The organism is Lysinibacillus sp. COL-1 (assembly GCF_059814265.1).
Genome location: NZ_JCAWSJ010000002.1, coordinates 233,624 through 252,540 on the forward strand (window position 1 = coordinate 233,624; position 18,917 = coordinate 252,540).

Genomic DNA, 18,917 nt, shown 5'->3' on the forward strand with positions numbered 1-18,917 from the left:
TACAGAAAAAAAGACAGCTTGGCACTTAAAGCCTCGCTGTCTTTGCATAAAATTATTTAGAGATGGATACTCCCTCTTTTTTCTTTACAATAAACTCACCGTCTACATAATCAATGATTACCTGATTACCCTTCTCTACATTACCTTTCAGTAATTCTTCTGATAATCGATCCTCTACTTGTTTTTGTAATGCACGGCGTAACGGACGAGCACCATATTGAGGGTCATAGCCTTCCTCAGCAATTTTCTCAAGTGCTGCATCAGTTAGCTCCAACGAAATATCTTGCTCTTTTAAGCGTTTTGTTAGTGCATTGCCCATCATTGCAATGATTTCTTTTAAATGCTCTTTATCTAATGCGTGGAAGACAATCATTTCATCGATACGGTTTAAGAACTCTGGACGGAATGCCTTTTTCAATTCTTCTAGCATCGTACCCTTCATATCTTTATGCTTAGATTCTGCTCCACCTACATTGAAACCAAGGCTCTTTTGATATTTTAAAGCATCGGCACCAACGTTTGAAGTCATAATGACTACTGTATTACGGAAGTCTACTACACGGCCCTTAGAATCTGTTAAACGGCCATCTTCAAGAACTTGCAGTAGAATATTGAAAACATCTGGATGTGCTTTTTCAATTTCATCTAATAATACGACCGAGTATGGTTTACGGCGAACCTTTTCAGTCAATTGACCACCATCATCAAAGCCCACATAGCCTGGAGGTGAACCTACTAAACGAGAAGTCGAATGCTTCTCCATGTACTCAGACATATCGACACGAATCATCGCATCTTCATCGCCAAACATCACTTCAGCAAGTGCTCTTGCCAACTCTGTTTTACCAACACCTGTAGGTCCTAAGAAAATGAATGAGCCGATTGGTCGTTTTGGATCTTTTAAGCCTGCTCTTGCACGACGGATCGCACGAGAAATCGCTTCTACCGCTTCTCCTTGCCCTACTACACGTTTGTGTAACTCTTCTTCAAGTTGTAATAACTTCGAAGATTCCTCGGAAGCAATTTTAGCTACTGGGATTCCTGTCCACATTGATACAACTGCTGCAACATCATCCACAGTCACTTTAGATTCCGCTTTGCCTTGCTCTTCTTTCCAATTTTTTCGTGTAGCTTCAATTTCATCTTTCAGCTTTTGCTCTGTATCTCTTAGAGAGGCTGCCTTTTCAAATTCTTGGCCTGATACGGCTGCATTTTTTTCAGAGCGCACATTTTCAAGTTTATCTTCAAGTGCCTTTAAGTTTGGTGGCACTGCAAATGAACGTAAGCGGACTTTAGAACCTGCCTCGTCGATTAAGTCAATTGCTTTATCTGGTAAGAATCGGTCTGAAATATATCTGTCACTCATTTTAGCCGCTGCTTCAATCGCTTCATCTGTAATTTTTACACGGTGATGCGCTTCATAACGGTCACGTAAGCCTTGAATAATTAGAATCGCTTCTTCCACTGTTGGTTCATCCACTTGGATTGGTTGGAAGCGACGCTCTAATGCTGCATCCTTTTCAATATATTTGCGGTACTCGTCTAATGTTGTTGCACCAATACATTGAAGCTCACCGCGTGCTAAAGATGGTTTTAAAATATTGGAGGCATCAATCGCACCTTCTGCACCACCTGCACCGATTAATGTATGCAATTCATCGATGAATAAAATGATGTTGCCGGCTTGGCGAATTTCATCCATCACCTTTTTCAAACGATCTTCAAATTCACCACGATATTTAGTACCTGCAACAACCGTCCCCATATCTAAAGTCATGACACGTTTGTCACGTAGGATTTCTGGTACTTCATTATGGATAATTTGCTGTGCTAACCCTTCAGCAATCGCTGTTTTACCAACACCTGGCTCACCAATCAATACAGGGTTATTTTTCGTACGACGCGATAACACTTCAATCACACGTGTAATTTCCTTGCTTCGACCAATAACAGGGTCCAATGTGCCTTCACGTGCAATTTGTGTTAAATCACGTGCTAGGCTATCTAAAGTTGGGGTATTGGCAGCTTGAGCTGCTTGTTGCCCAGATTGTGCATTATCGTTGTTACCTAATAGCAATAATACTTGCTGACGTGCTTTATTTAAGCCGACACCCGCATTGTTTAAGACGCGAGCTGCCACGCCTTCACCTTCACGAATAAGCGCTAATAATAAGTGCTCTGTGCCGATATACGAGTGACCTAATTTACGTGATTCATCCACAGATAGTTCAATTACTTTCTTAGCTCTTGGCGTATAGTGAACAATTGGGCCGACATCTTCTTTACCTTTACCAACTAATTCCTCAATACCAGCTTCAATCATTTGAGGACTAATATCAATGGCTTCTAACGCTTTCGCAGCAATACCGCCGCCTTCACGTATAAGCCCTAATAGAATGTGCTCTGTTCCAATAGATTCGTGCTTCCAACGAATAGCCTCTTCCTGAGCAAGCTGTAATACTTTTTGCGCGCGTTGTGTAAAACGATTAAACATCATATAAATCCTCTCCTTTTTCCCCATTTATAGGCTTATTCGCATATTCTTGAGATAATGCCTCACGGAGCATTTCCGCTCGGACACGATCCCGTTCAGCAGGGGGCAGTGCCTCACCTGCATAGTGCTGTAAAAAACCTGGTTGCATACTAACAACACATTCATTTAAGGTTGTTGCTTGAATCCCATCAATTAACTGTAGATCTACTCCTAAACGAACATTAGATAGACAGGTAGCGGCTTCCTCACTTGTTAGAATTCTCGCATGTGTAAGGGTACCTAAAGCCCGATATACTCTATCTTCTAGAGCAAGTTCTGCCTTTTCCATCAACTTCCCTCTTGCGTGTCGCTCTTTTTGGATAATCTTTTCAGCGACACTTTGTATGTCTGCTAAAATGTCTTCTTCTGTCTTCCCAAGTGTAATTTGATTCGACACTTGATAAACATTTCCTAAATTTTCGCTGCCTTCCCCATATATACCTCTTACAGTCATTCCTAAGCGGGTCATGGCATTAATAATTTGATTCATTTGCCCGGTTAATGTCAGTGCGGGTAGATGCATCATGACCGATGCGCGAAGACCCGTGCCAATATTCGTCGGACAACTTGTTAAATAGCCAAAAGTATCTCGAAAGGCATACGGTAATACTTTCTCTAGGATACGATCAATTTTATTTGCTTGTTCATAGGCACTTTGAAGTTGAAAGCTTGCTGTCATACATTGAATGCGTAAATGATCCTCTTCATTCACCATAATGCTAACGGATTCATCTTCAGAAAGAAGTATGGAGCCTACTTGCTCTTTTTTAGCTAGCTGTGGACTAATCAAATGCTTTTCTACAAGAATTTGACGCTGTAGAGGCGTTAAATCCTTAATAGCAAAATAAGCATAATCATTTTGAAGCGTTGGGCTATCACTTAGTGCATGTGTAACTGCCTGTTCCACCTGCAGTGCCTCATTCTCTGAGAAAGCTAATGGAAATCGATAGCCATCTAAATTTCGAGCAAGGCGAATACGTGTACTAATGACAATATCTGAATAATCATCCTTGATATGCATCCACGTTGGGGTCGCACGCTCTAAAAATGAATCAATCATCATGACACATCACCACCTTCAAATTGTAGATGCTTCTCTAGCTCTTTAACTTCGTCACGGAGCTTCGCCGCCTCCTCAAATTGTTCTTCTGCTACAGCGGCCTTCATACGCTTGCGGATATCCTCTATTTGCTTTTTAATGACATACACATTACTACGAGCACCAGGCATTTTACCAATGTGTTGAGGGCCTGCCTGTATGCGATTAAAGAGCTTAGGCAAATGCTCACTAAAGGTGTCATAACAGCTCGGGCATCCAAATTTACCTTCTTTTAAAAATTGTTTATACGAAAATCCACATTGTGGGCATGTTTGCTGTTGTGGTTGAACTTGTTGTTTTTCCCCCACCTTTTGCCATGTAGGCGAGCCGAACCAGTTCGACAATAGCTGTTGAATAGACACTGGCTCTTGTTTAAACTCTGCATGAAATGGATGGAACTGTGAGGCGCAGACGTCACAATAATGGTGCTCCACCTTTTGCCCATTTTGAACTTGTGTTACTGTAACTGTCGCATTACGTTGTTTACAATGTTCGCATATCATTTCCATCACCTCACTATTTTTGCTGTTCATATTTGATTGTTGTCAGCATTGCTCGCAAGATCTTTGCTCGAATAGTATCTCTTAAAGGGAGATGTAAATCGATTGTGGAGCGATCAATTGCTGCTAACATTAATTTCGCTTCTCGTTTTGAAATTACCTGCTCATCGATGAGCCGATATACTAAATCTTCTGCCATCGTTTGAGATGCTCCACCTTCTATTTGTCTGAGAACATCGTCGATTAAATCAATCTGTGAATGCGCGCGGACACGTAAAATTCGTATGTACCCACCACCACCACGTTTGCTCTCAACAAGGTAACCTCGCTCGGCAGTAAATCTTGTATTAATTACATAATTTATTTGTGATGGCACACATTGAAATTTATCAGCAATCTCACTCCGTTTAATTTCAATATGCCCTTCTCCACCTAATTCAAGTACTTGCTTTAAGTAACCTTCTATGATGTCTGATATATTACGCATTTTAGGAATACACCTCGCTTGCTTCACTGACTTTGACTATCTTTGACTTTCTTTTAGTATATTATACAAAACGCTTCAAAAAAATTGCAATGATTTCGCCCATAGAAAAGTGAAAAGTCTTAAAATGCCTATTTTAGTACGAAAAACAGCACTTTTTCAGTTAAAACTGCGCGGGTTATAATTTGCTCATATACCTAATGTACCCTTATTAGTCATAGAAAAAACGCAAGCATATGCAACTAGCATATACTTGCGTCTATGAAAATTATACCCAACGACCAACAATTGGATAACGCCAAGGCTCATCAGACAATGCTTTTACGATACCGATAATTGGTACAACAAATAACATGATGCCGAAAATGATTAAAAACGGTAACCCAATAAGAACAAAACTTAAAACAACTGAGATAGCGATTAAAATACCCATAACAATTTGGAAGAGCAATGCTTGAATAGAAATCGCCTTCACTTCCTCATCCGAACTAATTAAGAAGAAAATAATAGGTACTAACCATGGCGCAAAAAATGCACTTGCGTGTATGATTACTTTAGACCATTTAGTCTCCATATATATCAACCCTTTCTTTGTACTTTGTCTATGTTTTATGTACTACTATTTACGGAACTATACCCGTAATAGTTTCACATTAAATAAGATTTATTAAAATTTTTTTGGAAGGCTGTGATGAGAGATGGAATTTAACAACACATTAGCAAACGAATATGAAAAGGGTATTCGTCGTACATTGCCAAGCTATGATGCCATGCTACGTTTAATACAAACCTTTTATCATTCTACACTCCCAGATAAAGCTGATATGTTAATTGTGGGTGCAGGAAGCGGCAATGAAATTTTACAGCTTGCAGATGGAAGGCCCGACTGGTCATTCACAGGTATTGATCCATCAGAGTCCATGCTCAGCATAGCAAAGGAACGTCTACACACTCTACCCAATACGCTGTCTTTCCACCAAGGAACAATACTAGGTACTCAATTACCCTCCATAAAATACGATGCAGCAAGTTGTGTTCTCGTTCTGCATTTTATTCTGGGTTATGAAGAAAAGCTATCTACATTAGAAGAAATCGCAAGACATTTAAAGCCTGGAGCACCGTTTGTCCTTGTCTCGAAATATGGTCAGCCCGGCTCTTTAGAAACTGAACTACAATTTGATTTATGGCGTTCCTATTGGCTACAACATACAAAGCTTTCTGCATCTGATGTAGCAGAGATGGAAAAATCCATTCGCTCCCTTTCGTTTATGCGTGAAGAGGATATTTTAACACTGCTACAAAAGGCGGGCTTTACAAAACCTTCTAGATTTTTTGCCACTACTTTATTTGCTGGTTGGGTATGCTTTAAAGAGGGGCACTAAATAAATATTTTGTAGTAAATAATTTGAGGTGAAAACCGTGATAAGCACCATTGGTATTACAAAACAACAACAATTACTAAAAGATTTTCCATTGGAAGTTATACATCAGCAAGAATTTGAATGGTATTGGGTTGATTTTAATTGCCCTACAGCCGAAGAAGAATCATTATTAGATACATTTTTCCATTTCCATCCGCTTGCTATTGAAGATTGCTTAATGCGATTACAGCGCCCAAAGCTCGATTTCTATGATGATTTTCATTTCTTTGTTATTCATCGAGTAAATGAAGAGAACCTTGCTGCAGAAGAGGTTAATATTTTTGCCTCCAATAAATTTATTGTGACGTTCCATAAAAACCCTGTTCCTGAAATAGATAAGGTACAAAAGATACTAGCAAGCCAACCAAAGAATTGGGAACGGGGAACGGTTTATTTAACATATCAAACAATTGATAAAATCGTGGATAGCTATTTCCCTCTTGTTTATAAAATTGAAGATCATCTTAATGCACTTGAAGGCGAACTTACATACCAAAGCAACGTAAATGCCATGAAGATTGTCTTCGAATTCCGTAGTGACTTACTTGACCTAAGACGCACTATTTTACCGATGCGAGATCTTTTATATCGAATTCTTAATTCTTACCGTTTTTCTTTAAACAAATCAGAAAGAGCTTATTTCGGAGATATTTATGACCATCTCATTAAACTAACTGAAATGGTTGAATCCAATCGAGAACTGACAGCGGATATGCGTGATAGCTATATGGCTATGAGCTCAAGTCGCATGAACGGTATTATGATGACTTTAACCATTGTATCAACTATCTTTATCCCGCTTACTTTTATTGCTGGTGTATATGGCATGAACTTTGATAACATGCCTGAGCTTCATGGCCATTACAGCTATTTTATTGTACTAGGCTCCATGATTATTATTGCGATCTTTATGCTAGCTATCTTTAAACATAAAGGCTGGTTTAAATTATTTAAACCATAAAAAAAGCTGCTCGTTTTGTCATGAAACGAGCAGTCTCCTTTTTCAAGAAGTTAATAGGGTCCCCTGTCATCAATTTTATTATCACCTTGCTGCGGAAATAAAAAGTATGCTAGTACGCCTGATCCCAAAGTTGCACAGATTGTAATTAATAATCGCTCAACAGAGGGTACCTCAGCATAATAGTTTCGTAACATATAAACAGAGCCAATTGCGACAATAACCATGACTGGGATGACAAATTTAAAACGCTTTTTCTCCATATAATACCTCCTCTACTCCCTTTTTACGTACAGTCTCTATCTTGCTAAACAGTTCGTATTTTACAGGTTTCCTATTTTAAATTCAAATTTACTTCGCTTCACTAATTGAACTGACAATAAAGTAAAAAAATAAAGAAATAACCAAATTTTTAACCAAATATTCAGCAAATAATAGTAAAATAGATTTAATACCAATTATTTATCAAATTTACAAACCTAACAAATTTCAAAAGGCTTTTTTACTTACAATTTATTATGGATATTAGGAATGGAGCAAATAATAATGAGTTGGTTTTCCAAAAACAGTAGTGCTAACTATTCAATTACATTAACACCTGAAAATTTTAAGAATGATGTTCGACTAGATGTATCGAACTACCCGAATCTTCAAAAACAATTGCAACTTTTAAATTTAACAGTAGACGATTTAGCAATCATTAAACAACTACAACCGCTTGCAAAGGATCTCATCCCTGCAATGGTGGAGCAATTTTATGCTGCCATTAGTTTGAGCCAAGATCTAATCGATATTATTAATAGAACATCACATATTGACCGTTTGAAAATTACATTACATAAACATTTAAGTGATATTTTTGAGAGTCATATAAATGATGCCTACATTGCCGAAAGAAAGGCAATTGCCGAGACTCACGTGCGAATTGGTTTACAATCCAAATGGTATATTGCCTCATTCCAATCACTCACTTCTACATTTACAAATTTTGTGAGCGAGGTGGACATCTCAAAACAAGATGCCATTCGTGCCATAAATGCTTTTTGTAAAATCATTAATTTCGAGCAACAGCTTGTGATTGAGGCCTATGAAAATGAAGAAGAACGCATTCGCTCAGTGGCTGATGCAACAAAAAACTCTCTTGTTACAACCATTCAGAGTACAGCAGAGGAGCTCAACTCTATTAGTGAAGAAACAGCAGCATCACTATTGGTTATTTCCTCGCAGACAGATGATATTGCTGTGGCGACAAAGCAAGGATTAAGCTTCGTAGCAGATACCCAAGAAAAATCAAGACGTGGTCAACTGCAGCTTAAAGAACAAAATGATTTAATCCAAGTCATTTTACAAAGTGTCAACAGTCTGGAGGTAACGATGAATCAGCTACGTACCTCTTCTCAGAAAATTTCTGAGATTGTTGGACTTGTTACAGGTATTGCTGATCAAACCAATTTATTAGCCTTAAATGCTTCCATTGAGGCTGCTCGAGCTGGAGAACATGGGAAAGGTTTCGCGGTGGTGGCTGAGGAAGTACGCAAGCTTGCTGAGGAAACAAAAAATGCCGTACAAAATGTTTCACACCTCATTAAAGAAACAGAAAGCAATATTACAACGATGGCCAATTCCGTTCTTAATGTGGATCAAAAAATTCAGCACAGTGTCAATACACAAGAGAATTTATCCAAGTCATTTAATGATATTGCCGATGCTGTTTCTGGCATTCAACAGCAATATGTCAACACATCAAGAGATATTTCAGCCATCTCTAATCTAATTACTGAATTATCACAGGGAGCTACGCTCGTTTCTTCTTCTTCTGACTCTCTTATTAATGTAGTTAATGAACTAAATATGTAAAATGAAAGGGAAATTCACTTTTAAAAGCGAATTTCCCTTTCTCCTTAATGTGGTAATGCACGTTTTTGCTTACGGTGCTCTCGTCTTGCTGGCCCTGTTTCAAACAAACGTTTTTCTTCATCTGTTTCAGGATAAATCGCAGGAACTGGTACTGGTTTCCCTTCCTCATTTACTGCAACCATCGTAACAAAGGATTCTGTCGTTAATTTTTCCTCGCCAGTCTCAATATTACGAGAAACAACACGAACGTAAACTTCCATAGAAGAACGTCCTGTAGACGAAACAATACTCTCGATTTCAAGAATATCCCCTACATGTGCAGCCGATAAAAAATCAACCGAATCAATAGATGCTGTAACTACGAGTCCCTTCGCATGTTTCATTGCTGTAATAGCAGCGATTTCATCAATATAAGCTAACACTCTTCCACCGAAAATAGAATTGTGATTATTTGTGTCTGGGGGTAATACGAGACGCGATTGAACCGTACGTGATTGGCTCATTGGTACAGCGTTGTTTGGCATAATACTTGCAACTTCCCTTCATGTAATGTTCTTTCGTCATCGTATCGCAGAAGAAGAGCTGATGCAAATTTAGAATGATTTTTTCATCGAAATAAATTTCATATCGCTCATTTCCTCAATGGCCCACTTAATTCCTTCTCGTCCATAACCACTCATCTTCACACCACCATATGGCATGTTATCTACCCTGAATGTCGGAATATCATTAATAATGACAGCACCAGCCTGTAATTCGTCTGCTGCATATAAGGCATCTGACAATATATTCGTGTAAATACCCGCATTTAGACCAAGGTCCGACTCGTTCACAAGTCGAATCGCGTCGTCTAATGTTTCATATGAAACAATTGAGACGATTGGTGCGAATGTTTCCTGACAGACAATTTTCATGTCAGCTGTTACATTCGTCATAACTGTTGGTGTTAGAGTACGTTCTGTAAATTCGCCACCTGTTGCAATAACTGCCCCTTGTTCTTGCGCTTCCTCAACCCACGCTCGGATACGTTCTACCTCATTTGGATTAATCATGGCACTGACATCTGTCTTTGTATCTAACGGGTCTCCTACTATAAGTTTTTTCGTTTCTTCAACGAATGCTTCAGTAAATTCATCAATGATGGACGAATGCACATAAATACGTTGTAACGAAATACATACTTGTCCAGCAAAGTTGAAAGCACCGCTTACGCAACGACTAACAATTTTATGAATTGGCGTCGATGGTTCGACAATTACGGCTGCATTAGAACCTAGTTCTAACGTTATTTTACGCAAACCGACCTTTTCTTTAATGCTCAAACCAACTTTACTACTGCCTGTAAAGGTTACTTTTTTGACGTATGGATGCGTAACAAGTGTATCACTAAGCTCGCCACCACTTCCTGTTACGATCTGCAACGCGCCATCAGGTAATCCTGCTTCACGAAAAATTTCAGCCATCACAATAGCACTTAACGGCGTTTGTGTTGCTGGCTTTAATACAACCGTATTACCTACTGCAAATGCTGGGCCTAATTTATGTGCCACTAAATTGAATGGAAAATTAAACGGCGTAATGGCTGAGATTACACCTAATGGTTCTCGTTTTGTCCAGCCTATACGATCTCCAGCTCCAGGTGCTGCATCCATCGGAACAGTCTCACCCTTAGACTGTTTAGCTCCCTCTGCCGCAAATTGATAGGTTGCGATTGTACGATCCATTTCGGCTAATCCTGCTACTATAGGCTTCCCTGCCTCTAATGCTAAAATTTCAGCAAATTCTTCTTTACGTTGTCGCATAATCTCAACAACTTTATATAATATTTCGGCACGTTCGTAGGCTGTAGTCTTTTTAAACGATTGGAATGCCTGCTGTGCACCTTCGATAGCTCTCTCTACATCTTGTATCGATGCTTTTGCTACCTGAGCAATAACCTCACCACTATACGGAGATGTTAGCTCATAGCTTTCCTTGGCATCTTGCCACTGACCATTCATCCATAGTTTTGTTTCCTTCATCCTTCAAATGCACCTCCAAATAATCAAGTTCTCCTTTATTCTATCATGAAGAACTTGAACTTGATGCAATAGCAGCTGCACTAACCGCAGCTATCATCGCTGCTTGCTGTGCTTGGATTAATAATTCAATGGAAGACATAATGGTCATGGACAAAGATTTTTGCACCTTCGCCATATCATAAATAGCGATTTGTACAGCCATAAAGAGAACAAATTCACGGTGCCATTTTAATAATTTCAAGTCCTTTAATTCATGATATAAATCAATAATATCTTGAAGCTGTGCTTTAGTAAGACTTAGTATGGCTAAAAAGCCGAGTAAAGGATAATGCATAGCCTTGACCTTTACATTTTGGTTTTTGAGTGTATCACGGAGTGCCACAACATTTGGTGCTAGATTAACATCAAATTGTGGGGATAAAAATGTTAATACCTGTGATAGCCACTGTAGTTCATTACCAGCATTAAAATTATATGTTCGTAATTCTTTATAATATTGATTCATTGTTTCCGCCCGTAGCTCAACATCATCAGATGGACTACTCAATAACACTGCATAAGGAATGTCCTCATAAGATGTTAAAAATGGATGATGTTTACGAATAGCATCGAATAAAGTTCTAGCTGCCTGTGCATGTGCTTTTTTATTTTGTTCATCCTCAGTCAAAAACTGTGCTCCGATATAGCTGAAATTGCCGCTTCTAAATTTTGCTTCCTTCAAGATACTCACGTTTGTAAGTAAATTCTCGACTGCCTTTTCAGTATCTTCTTGCTCCAATAAATTGGCGGCAATACTATACCCAACTGTTGTTCGTAAAGGGGACATCCACGAGGATTGCTTCTTCATCTCTTGCAGAACATTTTTATATCTTATTGCATCAAAAGTTTTTCCTGACGCTACAAATTTACTAGCAATCGCTAAAACAATTTTACGATCGACTGTCCAACCAGCAGCCTTTGATACATCCTCAACTGTATTTGTAAGTTCATTTTCAATCAGCGCGTAATCCATATTTAGCACACTCCTTTACCCATTTTACGTTACAATCTGTGTGAAAGATTCAATCCTCTTTGTAACAATTAACATAAAAAGTAAACTTAATTTAATGTATGTTACTTCATTTATCTGATTTAATAGGAAATATTAACAACTATAAAAGGAGGTCTTGAGGATGATAGCAAAAACCACAAGAAAACTATTATTTACCGTCACCTTAAAGGATCGATTAAATTTATTCCTATTTTTAAGAAATTCATCAACCAATATCGCTTTACATACTCTATTCCACAAAAATTAATATAAAAAACAGCGGCAAATTTTTCTGCCGCTGTACTATCCTTCATTTAAATTAACCCTAGTTCTCGTAACTCCTCAGATGTGAAGGCTCTTGACCTTGTTAGGAAACGTTTTCCCTCTACGCCCTCTAATGAGAACATGCCTCCTCTGCCCGCAACAACATCCAATATGATTTGTGTATGCTTCCAGTAATCATATTGATTTTTGTGCATGTAGAAAGGCGCACCACCAATCTCTCCAAGGCACACATCCTGATCTCCTAATAGCAAATCACCTTCTGGATAGCACATTGGCGAGGAGCCATCACAGCATCCGCCGGACTGGTGAAACATCACAGATCCATGTTTATCTTTTAATAGATTGATTAGTGCCAGCGCTTCTTCTGTAGCTAGTACACGTTCAACCACGCTCATGCACCTCCCTACAAATTAGAAGAAACCAAGTTTGTTTTCGCTGTAGCTAACTAATAGGTTTTTCGTTTGTTGGTAATGCGCTAACATCATTTTGTGATTTTCACGACCAACACCTGACATTTTATAGCCGCCAAATGCAGCATGTGCCGGATAAGCATGGTAACAGTTTGTCCAAACACGACCTGCTTGAATTTCACGACCGAAGCGATAAGCTGTATTAATATCTCTCGTCCAAACACCAGAACCTAAGCCATATAATGTATCATTAGCAATTTCTAGTGCTTCCTCTTTTGTTTTAAACGTTGTTACAGCAACAACTGGTCCGAAAATTTCCTCTTGGAAAATACGCATTTTATTATTTCCTTTGAAGACTGTCGGTTTAATGTAGTAGCCATTTTCGAAGCCCTCGCCTACATTATTTTTCTCGCCACCAATTAGGCATTGTGCACCCTCTTGCTTACCAATATCTAAATAAGAAAGAATTTTTTCCATTTGCTCACTTGAAGCCTGTGCACCCATCATTGTGTTTGGATCAAGCGGATTGCCCACTTTAATGGCCTCTACACGCTGTAGTACACGCTCCATAAATTTATCGTATATAGATTCCTGGATCAGTGCACGTGAAGGACATGTACATACTTCTCCTTGATTGAGAGCAAATAGTACGAAGCCCTCTACGGCTTTATCTAAAAAGGCATCATCTTTATCCATAATATCTTCAAAGAAGATATTTGGTGATTTACCGCCCAATTCTAATGTAACAGGAATAAGATTTTGAGATGCATATTGCATAATTAAACGACCTGTCGTCGTCTCACCTGTGAAGGCAATTTTACCAATGCGAGGATTGGATGCAAGCGGTTTCCCTGCTTCTAAACCAAATCCATTCACAATATTAATGACTCCTGGTGGTAATAAATCTTCTATTAATTCCACAAGCACCATAATAGATGCTGGTGTTTGCTCTGCAGGTTTTAATACGACACAGTTCCCAGCTGCAAGTGCTGGTGCGAGCTTCCATACTGCCATTAATAGTGGGAAGTTCCAAGGGATGATTTGACCCACTACACCAATCGGCTCATGGAAGTGATAAGCAACTGTATCGTTATCAATTTGGCTAACGGAACCTTCTTGAGCACGTAAGACTCCAGCAAAATAACGGAAATGATCAATTGCAAGAGGGATATCTGCATTTAATGTTTCGCGCACCGCTTTACCGTTATCCCATGTTTCAGCAACGGCTAGCTTTTCTAGATTTTCCTCAATACGGTCCGCAATTTTAAGTAAAATGTTTGCACGTTCTGTTGGTGATGTTTTGCCCCATGCATCTTTAGCAGCATGTGCTGCATCGAGTGCATGTTCAATATCCTCAGCTGTGGAACGTGCTACTTGTGTAAAAACTTGTCCAGTAACAGGAGTGACGTTATCAAAGTATTGACCTTTCACTGGGGGTGTCCATTCGCCACCAATATAATTATCATATTTCTGTTTGAATTGAACTACCGATCCTTCAGTGTTTGGAAATGCATAAACCATTTTACTTCTCCCCTTTACACAATTTAATGAGAACTATCTAGAAAAAACGTTATTTTATATCGGAATAACACTATTTTCATAGAAACCCTCTCAACTACTATATTGTCAGAAACGTAAAATAATTTCAACTTTTTCAAAAACTTTTCCATTTAATTTATTTTTGCTAGAAAAGCTTCTAGAATTCACGGCATGTACACGTTAAGGTATACTTAAAAATAATATAAAATATAGGAGAACAATATGCGTATTAATAAATATTTAAGTGAAACAGGCATCATATCCCGTCGTGGTGCTGATAAATGGGTTGCTGAAGGAAAAGTAACCATTAATGGTCAGTTGGCGACTGTCGGTAGTCAGGTTGAAACGGGTGATATAGTTTGCGTTGATGGAAAAGAGGTAAAGAAAGAACAACAGCTTGTCTATATTGCTCTGAATAAACCTGTCGGCATTACAAGTACAACAGAGCGTCATATAAAAGGCAATGTCGTTGATTTCGTCAATCATCCCTTACGTATTTTTCATATCGGACGTCTCGATAAGGAATCAGAGGGATTATTGTTATTAACTAATGATGGCGATATCGTCAATAAAATTCTGCGTGCAGAAAACCATCATGAAAAAGAATACATCGTTCAAGTTGATCAGCCTATAACAGCGCAATTTATTAAAAAAATGGGAGCCGGTGTTGATATTCTAGATACAACAACCTTACCTTGTCGTGTAGAAAAGATTTCGGACAAAGTTTTTAAAATCATTTTAGAGCAAGGCTTAAATCGTCAAATCCGCCGAATGTGCTCAGCGCTAGGTTATTCCGTTAAGCGCCTACAGCGTATTCGTATTATGAATATTAAGCTTGGTAATTTAAAAGTGGGCCAATGGCGTGATTTAACAGATAAGGAACGAACAGAACTATTCAAACTACTCAACTACACACCTAAATAAGCACTTAAAGGAGGGCGAGGACTATGATATCTATTCAAAGCACAGAGCAACTAACAGGGGTACGGGTTAGCGGGGATTATTGGGATTTAGATGAACTAATCAATGCGATCTATAAAGTAACTGGTGATGAAAATAAATACTATGATTATCAAGGTCCTCGACTACGTATTTTAAGCGTATGCTATAAACTAAGACATGCTATGCTCGGGGAACATCACCTTGATTTTGTGAGTAACGGACTTAATAAAAATGTCCTGACACAACATGAACTGATCTTTCCTAATAAAAATGTTTATTTTGCCACAGAAATTCTTTGGCCAGAAATAATATTTAGTGCGATTGCTTTAAATGATTTTATTGATTTGCATCAGCAGTTAAACAATGCGTCCATGTGGAATTATGAAATTGCCATTTTACGCAAGTTTCAAGCGGCTATTGCCGATTGTTTGGAACAGGAGATTGATGAGGAGGATTATGTTATGTTTGTCCGAATGCTACATGCTAAAAATCCATTCACTTTCCGTTTTGCTACGCAATATGTTGATGTTCTGAATCTAGAATATATTCAATTAAGTAAAGAGGAGCGAAAAGCACATTTAGCGGCATTTGCGGTGCGATTAATGGTAGAGGATCATGAATATTTGGCATTAAAATCAACTCTAATGGAAGCAGCTATTACGACTAAGCAAGCATTACATGATATCCAAATACAACTGAATTATCCTGAAGAAATACTATGGTGAACAAATCATGCCGTCTCAAAAACTTTGAGACGGCTACTTTTCTATTTAATGGTTTTGTAAGTCATTTTACGAATAACTCCCTCGTGCTGAGGATAGTCTGCTAAAAGCTCTTCCTGTGTAAACAATTCAAAATCTGCAAAGTCAAATCCTGGTGCAACCATACACCCGACTAGACTAAACGACTCGGAATCCTCCACCGATGAGCCGAAAATGGTATTTTTCGGAACTGCAATTTGTGGTACCTCACCAGCTTCTACATTCAAACCAAGCTTTTTCGCCTCATAGGTACCATCGGGGAAAATCATATGAACTGTTAGTGGACTTCCCGCATGGTAATACCATAGCTCATCTGATTGCAATCGATGTAAATGTGAGATATCTTGTGAGCGTAATAAGAAATAAATACTCGTATAAATAGGTCTCTGAACATCTCTCACTGCTAGCTCGTCTGTGGCACGAAATGATGAAATGTAATAGCCTCCTTCTGGATGTTCGGCTAAATTTAATTGTTTAATAAAATATTGTGCTGAAAACTTCAACATGTATCACTCCTTTTTTCCACCTTACCAAAAAATAAAGTAAAAAGGCTACCTTTGATTTTTCAAGGGATCAGCTTTATCAAGAGGTAATCTTGATATATCGAAGATCAACTGAAAGGGCATCTCTTTGTTGAGATGCCCTTCAAATTCTATAATCCGCCTAAATAAGCTGCTTTTACTTGCTCGCTCTCTTGAAGCTCTTTTGCTGAACCAGCTAAAACAATACGTCCTGTTTCAAGTACATACGCACGATTAGCAACAGATAAAGCCATATTAGCATTTTGCTCAACAAGCAATACAGTTGTACCTTCTTTATTGACCTGTTCAATAATATTAAAGATGTTTTTAACCATTAGCGGTGCAAGACCCATCGAAGGTTCATCCATTAATAACAGTTTTGGTTTTGCCATTAAGGCACGGCCCATCGCAAGCATCTGCTGTTCCCCACCAGATAATGTGCCTGACTGCTGCTTGCGACGCTCTAATAAGCGCGGAAATAACTCGAAAACATGATCCATATCTTTTTTAATACCAGCTTTATCATTACGTAGGTAGGCACCAAGCTCTAAGTTTTCTTCTACTGACATATTGGCAAAAACACGACGACCCTCGGGAACGTGGGAGATCCCCGATTTAACAATAGTTTGTGCTGCCTTCCCAGCAATAGAGAAGCCCTCGTATTCAATAATGCCACCTTTTGGCTTCAGTAAACCTGATAATGTCTTTAACAATGTACTTTTTCCAGCACCATTTGCACCGATTAACGTTACAATTTCACCCTCGTTTACTTCTAAAGAGAGGCCCTTTAATGCTTGGATGTTGCCATAATAAACATCGATATTTTGTACTTTTAGCATTAGCCGATAACCTCCTCACCAAGGTACGCTTCAATTACCTTAGGATTGTTGCGAATTTCTTCTGGTGTCCCGTCAGCGATTAATTGTCCATGATCGAGTACATAAATGCGTTCACAAATACCCATAACTAAGCTCATATCATGCTCAATTAACAAAATGGTTAAGCCAAATTCTTTACGAATAAATGCAATTAACTCCATTAAATCATGTGTTTCCTGTGGGTTCATCCCTGCTGCTGGCTCATCCAATAATAGTAGCTTGGGATTCGCTGCTAAAGCACGAGCAATTTCTAAACGACGCTGCATTCCATATGGTAAATTTTTCGCTAGTTCATCCTTATAGACATCTAAGCCAAAGATTTTTAAGAATTCAATTGATTGATGCTCCATTGCTGCCTCACCCTTGAAATGAGTTGGCAAACGGAAAATAGAAGACCACATGGAATGCTTAGCAAGAGAATGATTGGCTACCTTAACATTGTCTAGAACAGATAGCTCTTTAAATAAGCGAATATTTTGGAACGTACGGCTAATACCCTTTTGCGTCACCTGATATGGTGCCAGTCCATTTAATCTCATACCATCAAAAGTAATTATACCTTCCGTTGGGGTATAAACCCCTGTCAGCATATTAAAGCTGGTTGTTTTCCCAGCACCATTAGGTCCAATTAGCCCTACTAATTCACCTTGATTAAGGTACATATTCACACCCTGTACCGCCTTTAAACCACCGAATTGAATCCCCATGTTTTCAACTTTTATAAGAAGGTTTCCAGTCATTATTTTGTACCTCCCTTTTTACCAAACTTAAATAACTGCGTAATTTCCTTTGTTCCCATTAAGCCGGTTGGACGATACAGCATGACAATAATTAATACTAAACTATAAATAATCATACGAGTTTCAGGGAAGTTTGCTAGATAAGTTGATACAAAAGTTAAGAAAATCGCTGCAATCACTGAACCAGAAAGACTCCCTAAGCCACCGAGTACAACATAAATTAAAATATCAAATGATTTTAAGAAACCAAATGTTGTCGGTTGGATAATATAAAAGTTATGTGCGAAAATAGCTCCAGCTAGACCTGCAAAGAAAGACCCAATCGCGAATGCAACAACTTTATAATAGGTCGTATTAATACCCATAGCATCCGCTGCAATTTCATCCTCACGAATGGAAATACACGCACGACCATGACGAGAATTTGTAAAGTTCGAGATAACGAGAATCGTTAACACAACACCAAAGAATGCATATGTCCAGTTAGATAAATATTTAACCTGCATCCCCGCTGCGCCACCAACATAATCCGTATTTAAAAAGATAATACGAATAATTTCAGCAAAGCCTAGTGTCGCAATTGCTAAATAATCTCCTTTTAAACGCAGAGTGGGAATCCCTACTATTAGACCAGCAACCGCTGCTGCGACTGCCCCTAAAAAGATAGCCAATGGGAATGGCAGCATTAATTTTGTGGTAATGATAGCGGACACATATGCACCAACTGCTAGGAACCCAGCATGCCCAATTGAGAATTGTCCAGTAACCCCAATAACAATATGCAAGCTGACAGCCAGCATGATGTTAATACACATTGTGATTAACATATTTTTGTAGTACAAATCAATTACTTCTGTTGTAATCAATAATTGCACAACTGCATAGATGACTAGCGCTATTACGGCATAGCCCCAAAAAATTTTAGACTTTTTCATAAA

Annotated in this window: 20 protein-coding genes; 5 read left to right on the top strand and 15 right to left on the bottom strand. The window is 38.6% G+C overall.

The genetic code is table 11. The features are described 5' to 3' along the window. Positions 1-52: 52 nt before the first annotated feature. The 5 genes from AC6BKE_RS01695 to AC6BKE_RS01715 all read right to left on the bottom strand — a co-directional run bounded on the left by AC6BKE_RS01695 (position 53) and on the right by AC6BKE_RS01715 (position 5,190). Complete coding sequence (locus AC6BKE_RS01695) at positions 53-2,497, bottom strand: ATP-dependent Clp protease ATP-binding subunit (protein WP_036123786.1); 2,445 nt, start codon at positions 2,495-2,497, stop codon at positions 53-55. After that, on the bottom strand, positions 2,487-3,596 hold the full coding sequence (gene mcsB / locus AC6BKE_RS01700; RefSeq protein ID WP_036123789.1) for a protein-arginine kinase McsB: 1,110 nt from the start codon (positions 3,594-3,596) through the stop codon (positions 2,487-2,489). The genes AC6BKE_RS01695 and mcsB overlap by 11 nt, the downstream gene beginning before the upstream one ends. Further along, on the bottom strand, positions 3,593-4,135 hold the full coding sequence (locus AC6BKE_RS01705) for a UvrB/UvrC motif-containing protein (protein ID WP_036123855.1): 543 nt from the start codon (positions 4,133-4,135) through the stop codon (positions 3,593-3,595). Before AC6BKE_RS01705 ends, mcsB begins: the two co-directional genes overlap by 4 nt. Positions 4,136-4,148: 13 nt before the next feature. Next, positions 4,149-4,619: a CtsR family transcriptional regulator gene (locus tag AC6BKE_RS01710; RefSeq protein ID WP_058845128.1), complete on the bottom strand. Its 471-nt coding sequence runs from the start codon at positions 4,617-4,619 to the stop codon at positions 4,149-4,151. A gap of 265 nt (positions 4,620-4,884) precedes the next feature. After that, entirely contained in the window at positions 4,885-5,190 is a 306-nt protein-coding gene (locus tag AC6BKE_RS01715; RefSeq protein WP_036123796.1) for a DUF4870 domain-containing protein, read from the bottom strand. 124 nt (positions 5,191-5,314) lie between these two features. Here AC6BKE_RS01715 and AC6BKE_RS01720 point away from each other — a divergent pair, with 124 nt between their 5' ends. Together AC6BKE_RS01720 and corA are read left to right on the top strand one after the other, a co-directional pair. Further along, positions 5,315-5,998, top strand: coding sequence for a class I SAM-dependent methyltransferase (locus AC6BKE_RS01720; RefSeq protein ID WP_271911897.1), 684 nt, complete (start codon positions 5,315-5,317; stop codon positions 5,996-5,998). A gap of 37 nt (positions 5,999-6,035) precedes the next feature. Then, the gene (gene corA / locus AC6BKE_RS01725; protein WP_036123803.1) at positions 6,036-6,998 is read left to right on the top strand and encodes a magnesium/cobalt transporter CorA; all 963 of its coding nucleotides are present in this window, start codon (positions 6,036-6,038) and stop codon (positions 6,996-6,998) included. A gap of 50 nt (positions 6,999-7,048) precedes the next feature. Here the strand turns inward: corA and AC6BKE_RS01730 are convergent, their stop codons facing one another. After that, positions 7,049-7,258, bottom strand: coding sequence for a hypothetical protein (locus AC6BKE_RS01730; RefSeq protein ID WP_036123806.1), 210 nt, complete (start codon positions 7,256-7,258; stop codon positions 7,049-7,051). Between the two features lie 283 nt (positions 7,259-7,541). Here AC6BKE_RS01730 and AC6BKE_RS01735 point away from each other — a divergent pair, with 283 nt between their 5' ends. Next, entirely contained in the window at positions 7,542-8,852 is a 1,311-nt protein-coding gene (locus tag AC6BKE_RS01735) for a globin-coupled sensor protein (protein WP_036123811.1), read from the top strand. Between the two features lie 44 nt (positions 8,853-8,896). On the opposite strand, the gene AC6BKE_RS01740 is transcribed toward AC6BKE_RS01735, so the two are convergent. The 5 genes from AC6BKE_RS01740 to adh form a co-directional block, all read right to left on the bottom strand. Next, positions 8,897-9,376 (bottom strand): acyl-CoA thioesterase, encoded by a 480-nt coding sequence (locus tag AC6BKE_RS01740; RefSeq protein ID WP_016992152.1) that lies wholly within the window; start codon positions 9,374-9,376, stop codon positions 8,897-8,899. Positions 9,377-9,445: 69 nt separating this feature from the next. Further along, positions 9,446-10,873, bottom strand: coding sequence for an aldehyde dehydrogenase family protein (locus AC6BKE_RS01745; RefSeq protein ID WP_271911899.1), 1,428 nt, complete (start codon positions 10,871-10,873; stop codon positions 9,446-9,448). 43 nt (positions 10,874-10,916) lie between these two features. Then, complete coding sequence (locus AC6BKE_RS01750; protein ID WP_340812365.1) at positions 10,917-11,885, bottom strand: DUF4003 family protein; 969 nt, start codon at positions 11,883-11,885, stop codon at positions 10,917-10,919. Positions 11,886-12,217: 332 nt separating this feature from the next. After that, a complete protein-coding gene (locus tag AC6BKE_RS01755) occupies positions 12,218-12,577 on the bottom strand; it encodes a DUF779 domain-containing protein (RefSeq protein WP_499855683.1) in 360 nt (119 codons plus the stop codon). 21 nt (positions 12,578-12,598) lie between these two features. Next, positions 12,599-14,119 (bottom strand): aldehyde dehydrogenase, encoded by a 1,521-nt coding sequence (gene adh, locus AC6BKE_RS01760; RefSeq protein WP_499855684.1) that lies wholly within the window; start codon positions 14,117-14,119, stop codon positions 12,599-12,601. Between the two features lie 240 nt (positions 14,120-14,359). Here adh and rluF point away from each other — a divergent pair, with 240 nt between their 5' ends. Together rluF and AC6BKE_RS01770 are read left to right on the top strand one after the other, a co-directional pair. Continuing rightward, positions 14,360-15,061 carry a 23S rRNA pseudouridine(2604) synthase RluF gene (gene rluF / locus AC6BKE_RS01765; RefSeq protein WP_036123828.1) on the top strand — a complete coding sequence of 234 codons (702 nt, stop codon included), beginning with the start codon at positions 14,360-14,362 and terminating at the stop codon, positions 15,059-15,061. Positions 15,062-15,084: 23 nt separating this feature from the next. Continuing rightward, a complete protein-coding gene (locus AC6BKE_RS01770) occupies positions 15,085-15,804 on the top strand; it encodes a DUF6904 family protein (protein ID WP_036123832.1) in 720 nt (239 codons plus the stop codon). A gap of 41 nt (positions 15,805-15,845) precedes the next feature. On the opposite strand, the gene AC6BKE_RS01775 is transcribed toward AC6BKE_RS01770, so the two are convergent. The 4 genes from AC6BKE_RS01775 to AC6BKE_RS01790 all read right to left on the bottom strand — a co-directional run bounded on the left by AC6BKE_RS01775 (position 15,846) and on the right by AC6BKE_RS01790 (position 18,914). After that, complete coding sequence (locus AC6BKE_RS01775) at positions 15,846-16,346, bottom strand: cupin domain-containing protein (RefSeq protein ID WP_036123834.1); 501 nt, start codon at positions 16,344-16,346, stop codon at positions 15,846-15,848. A 146-nt stretch (positions 16,347-16,492) separates the two neighbouring features. Next, the gene (locus AC6BKE_RS01780; protein ID WP_036123837.1) at positions 16,493-17,200 is read right to left on the bottom strand and encodes an ABC transporter ATP-binding protein; all 708 of its coding nucleotides are present in this window, start codon (positions 17,198-17,200) and stop codon (positions 16,493-16,495) included. After that, on the bottom strand, positions 17,200-17,979 hold the full coding sequence (locus AC6BKE_RS01785) for an ABC transporter ATP-binding protein (RefSeq protein WP_036123840.1): 780 nt from the start codon (positions 17,977-17,979) through the stop codon (positions 17,200-17,202). The genes AC6BKE_RS01780 and AC6BKE_RS01785 overlap by 1 nt, the downstream gene beginning before the upstream one ends. After that, positions 17,979-18,914 (bottom strand): branched-chain amino acid ABC transporter permease, encoded by a 936-nt coding sequence (locus tag AC6BKE_RS01790; protein ID WP_340812367.1) that lies wholly within the window; start codon positions 18,912-18,914, stop codon positions 17,979-17,981. Before AC6BKE_RS01790 ends, AC6BKE_RS01785 begins: the two co-directional genes overlap by 1 nt. Positions 18,915-18,917 lie beyond the last annotated feature (3 nt).

Bases quoted from the DNA above. Each gene is read 5' to 3' on its own strand.
- AC6BKE_RS01790 (WP_340812367.1), bottom strand. From the start codon at position 18,914: ATGAAAAAGTCTAAAATTTTTTGGGGCTATGCCGTAATAGCGCTAGTC.
- AC6BKE_RS01735 (WP_036123811.1), top strand. From the start codon at position 7,542: ATGAGTTGGTTTTCCAAAAACAGTAGTGCTAACTATTCAATTACATTA.
- AC6BKE_RS01785 (WP_036123840.1), bottom strand. From the start codon at position 17,979: ATGACTGGAAACCTTCTTATAAAAGTTGAAAACATGGGGATTCAATTC.
- AC6BKE_RS01720 (WP_271911897.1), top strand. From the start codon at position 5,315: ATGGAATTTAACAACACATTAGCAAACGAATATGAAAAGGGTATTCGT.
- mcsB (WP_036123789.1), bottom strand. From the start codon at position 3,596: ATGATGATTGATTCATTTTTAGAGCGTGCGACCCCAACGTGGATGCAT.
- AC6BKE_RS01715 (WP_036123796.1), bottom strand. From the start codon at position 5,190: ATGGAGACTAAATGGTCTAAAGTAATCATACACGCAAGTGCATTTTTT.
- AC6BKE_RS01710 (WP_058845128.1), bottom strand. From the start codon at position 4,619: ATGCGTAATATATCAGACATCATAGAAGGTTACTTAAAGCAAGTACTT.
- AC6BKE_RS01780 (WP_036123837.1), bottom strand. From the start codon at position 17,200: ATGCTAAAAGTACAAAATATCGATGTTTATTATGGCAACATCCAAGCA.
- AC6BKE_RS01745 (WP_271911899.1), bottom strand. From the start codon at position 10,873: ATGAAGGAAACAAAACTATGGATGAATGGTCAGTGGCAAGATGCCAAG.
- AC6BKE_RS01775 (WP_036123834.1), bottom strand. From the start codon at position 16,346: ATGTTGAAGTTTTCAGCACAATATTTTATTAAACAATTAAATTTAGCC.
- AC6BKE_RS01705 (WP_036123855.1), bottom strand. From the start codon at position 4,135: ATGATATGCGAACATTGTAAACAACGTAATGCGACAGTTACAGTAACA.
- AC6BKE_RS01740 (WP_016992152.1), bottom strand. From the start codon at position 9,376: ATGCCAAACAACGCTGTACCAATGAGCCAATCACGTACGGTTCAATCG.
- AC6BKE_RS01770 (WP_036123832.1), top strand. From the start codon at position 15,085: ATGATATCTATTCAAAGCACAGAGCAACTAACAGGGGTACGGGTTAGC.
- AC6BKE_RS01730 (WP_036123806.1), bottom strand. From the start codon at position 7,258: ATGGAGAAAAAGCGTTTTAAATTTGTCATCCCAGTCATGGTTATTGTC.
- AC6BKE_RS01695 (WP_036123786.1), bottom strand. From the start codon at position 2,497: ATGATGTTTAATCGTTTTACACAACGCGCGCAAAAAGTATTACAGCTT.
- rluF (WP_036123828.1), top strand. From the start codon at position 14,360: ATGCGTATTAATAAATATTTAAGTGAAACAGGCATCATATCCCGTCGT.
- AC6BKE_RS01750 (WP_340812365.1), bottom strand. From the start codon at position 11,885: ATGGATTACGCGCTGATTGAAAATGAACTTACAAATACAGTTGAGGAT.
- adh (WP_499855684.1), bottom strand. From the start codon at position 14,119: ATGGTTTATGCATTTCCAAACACTGAAGGATCGGTAGTTCAATTCAAA.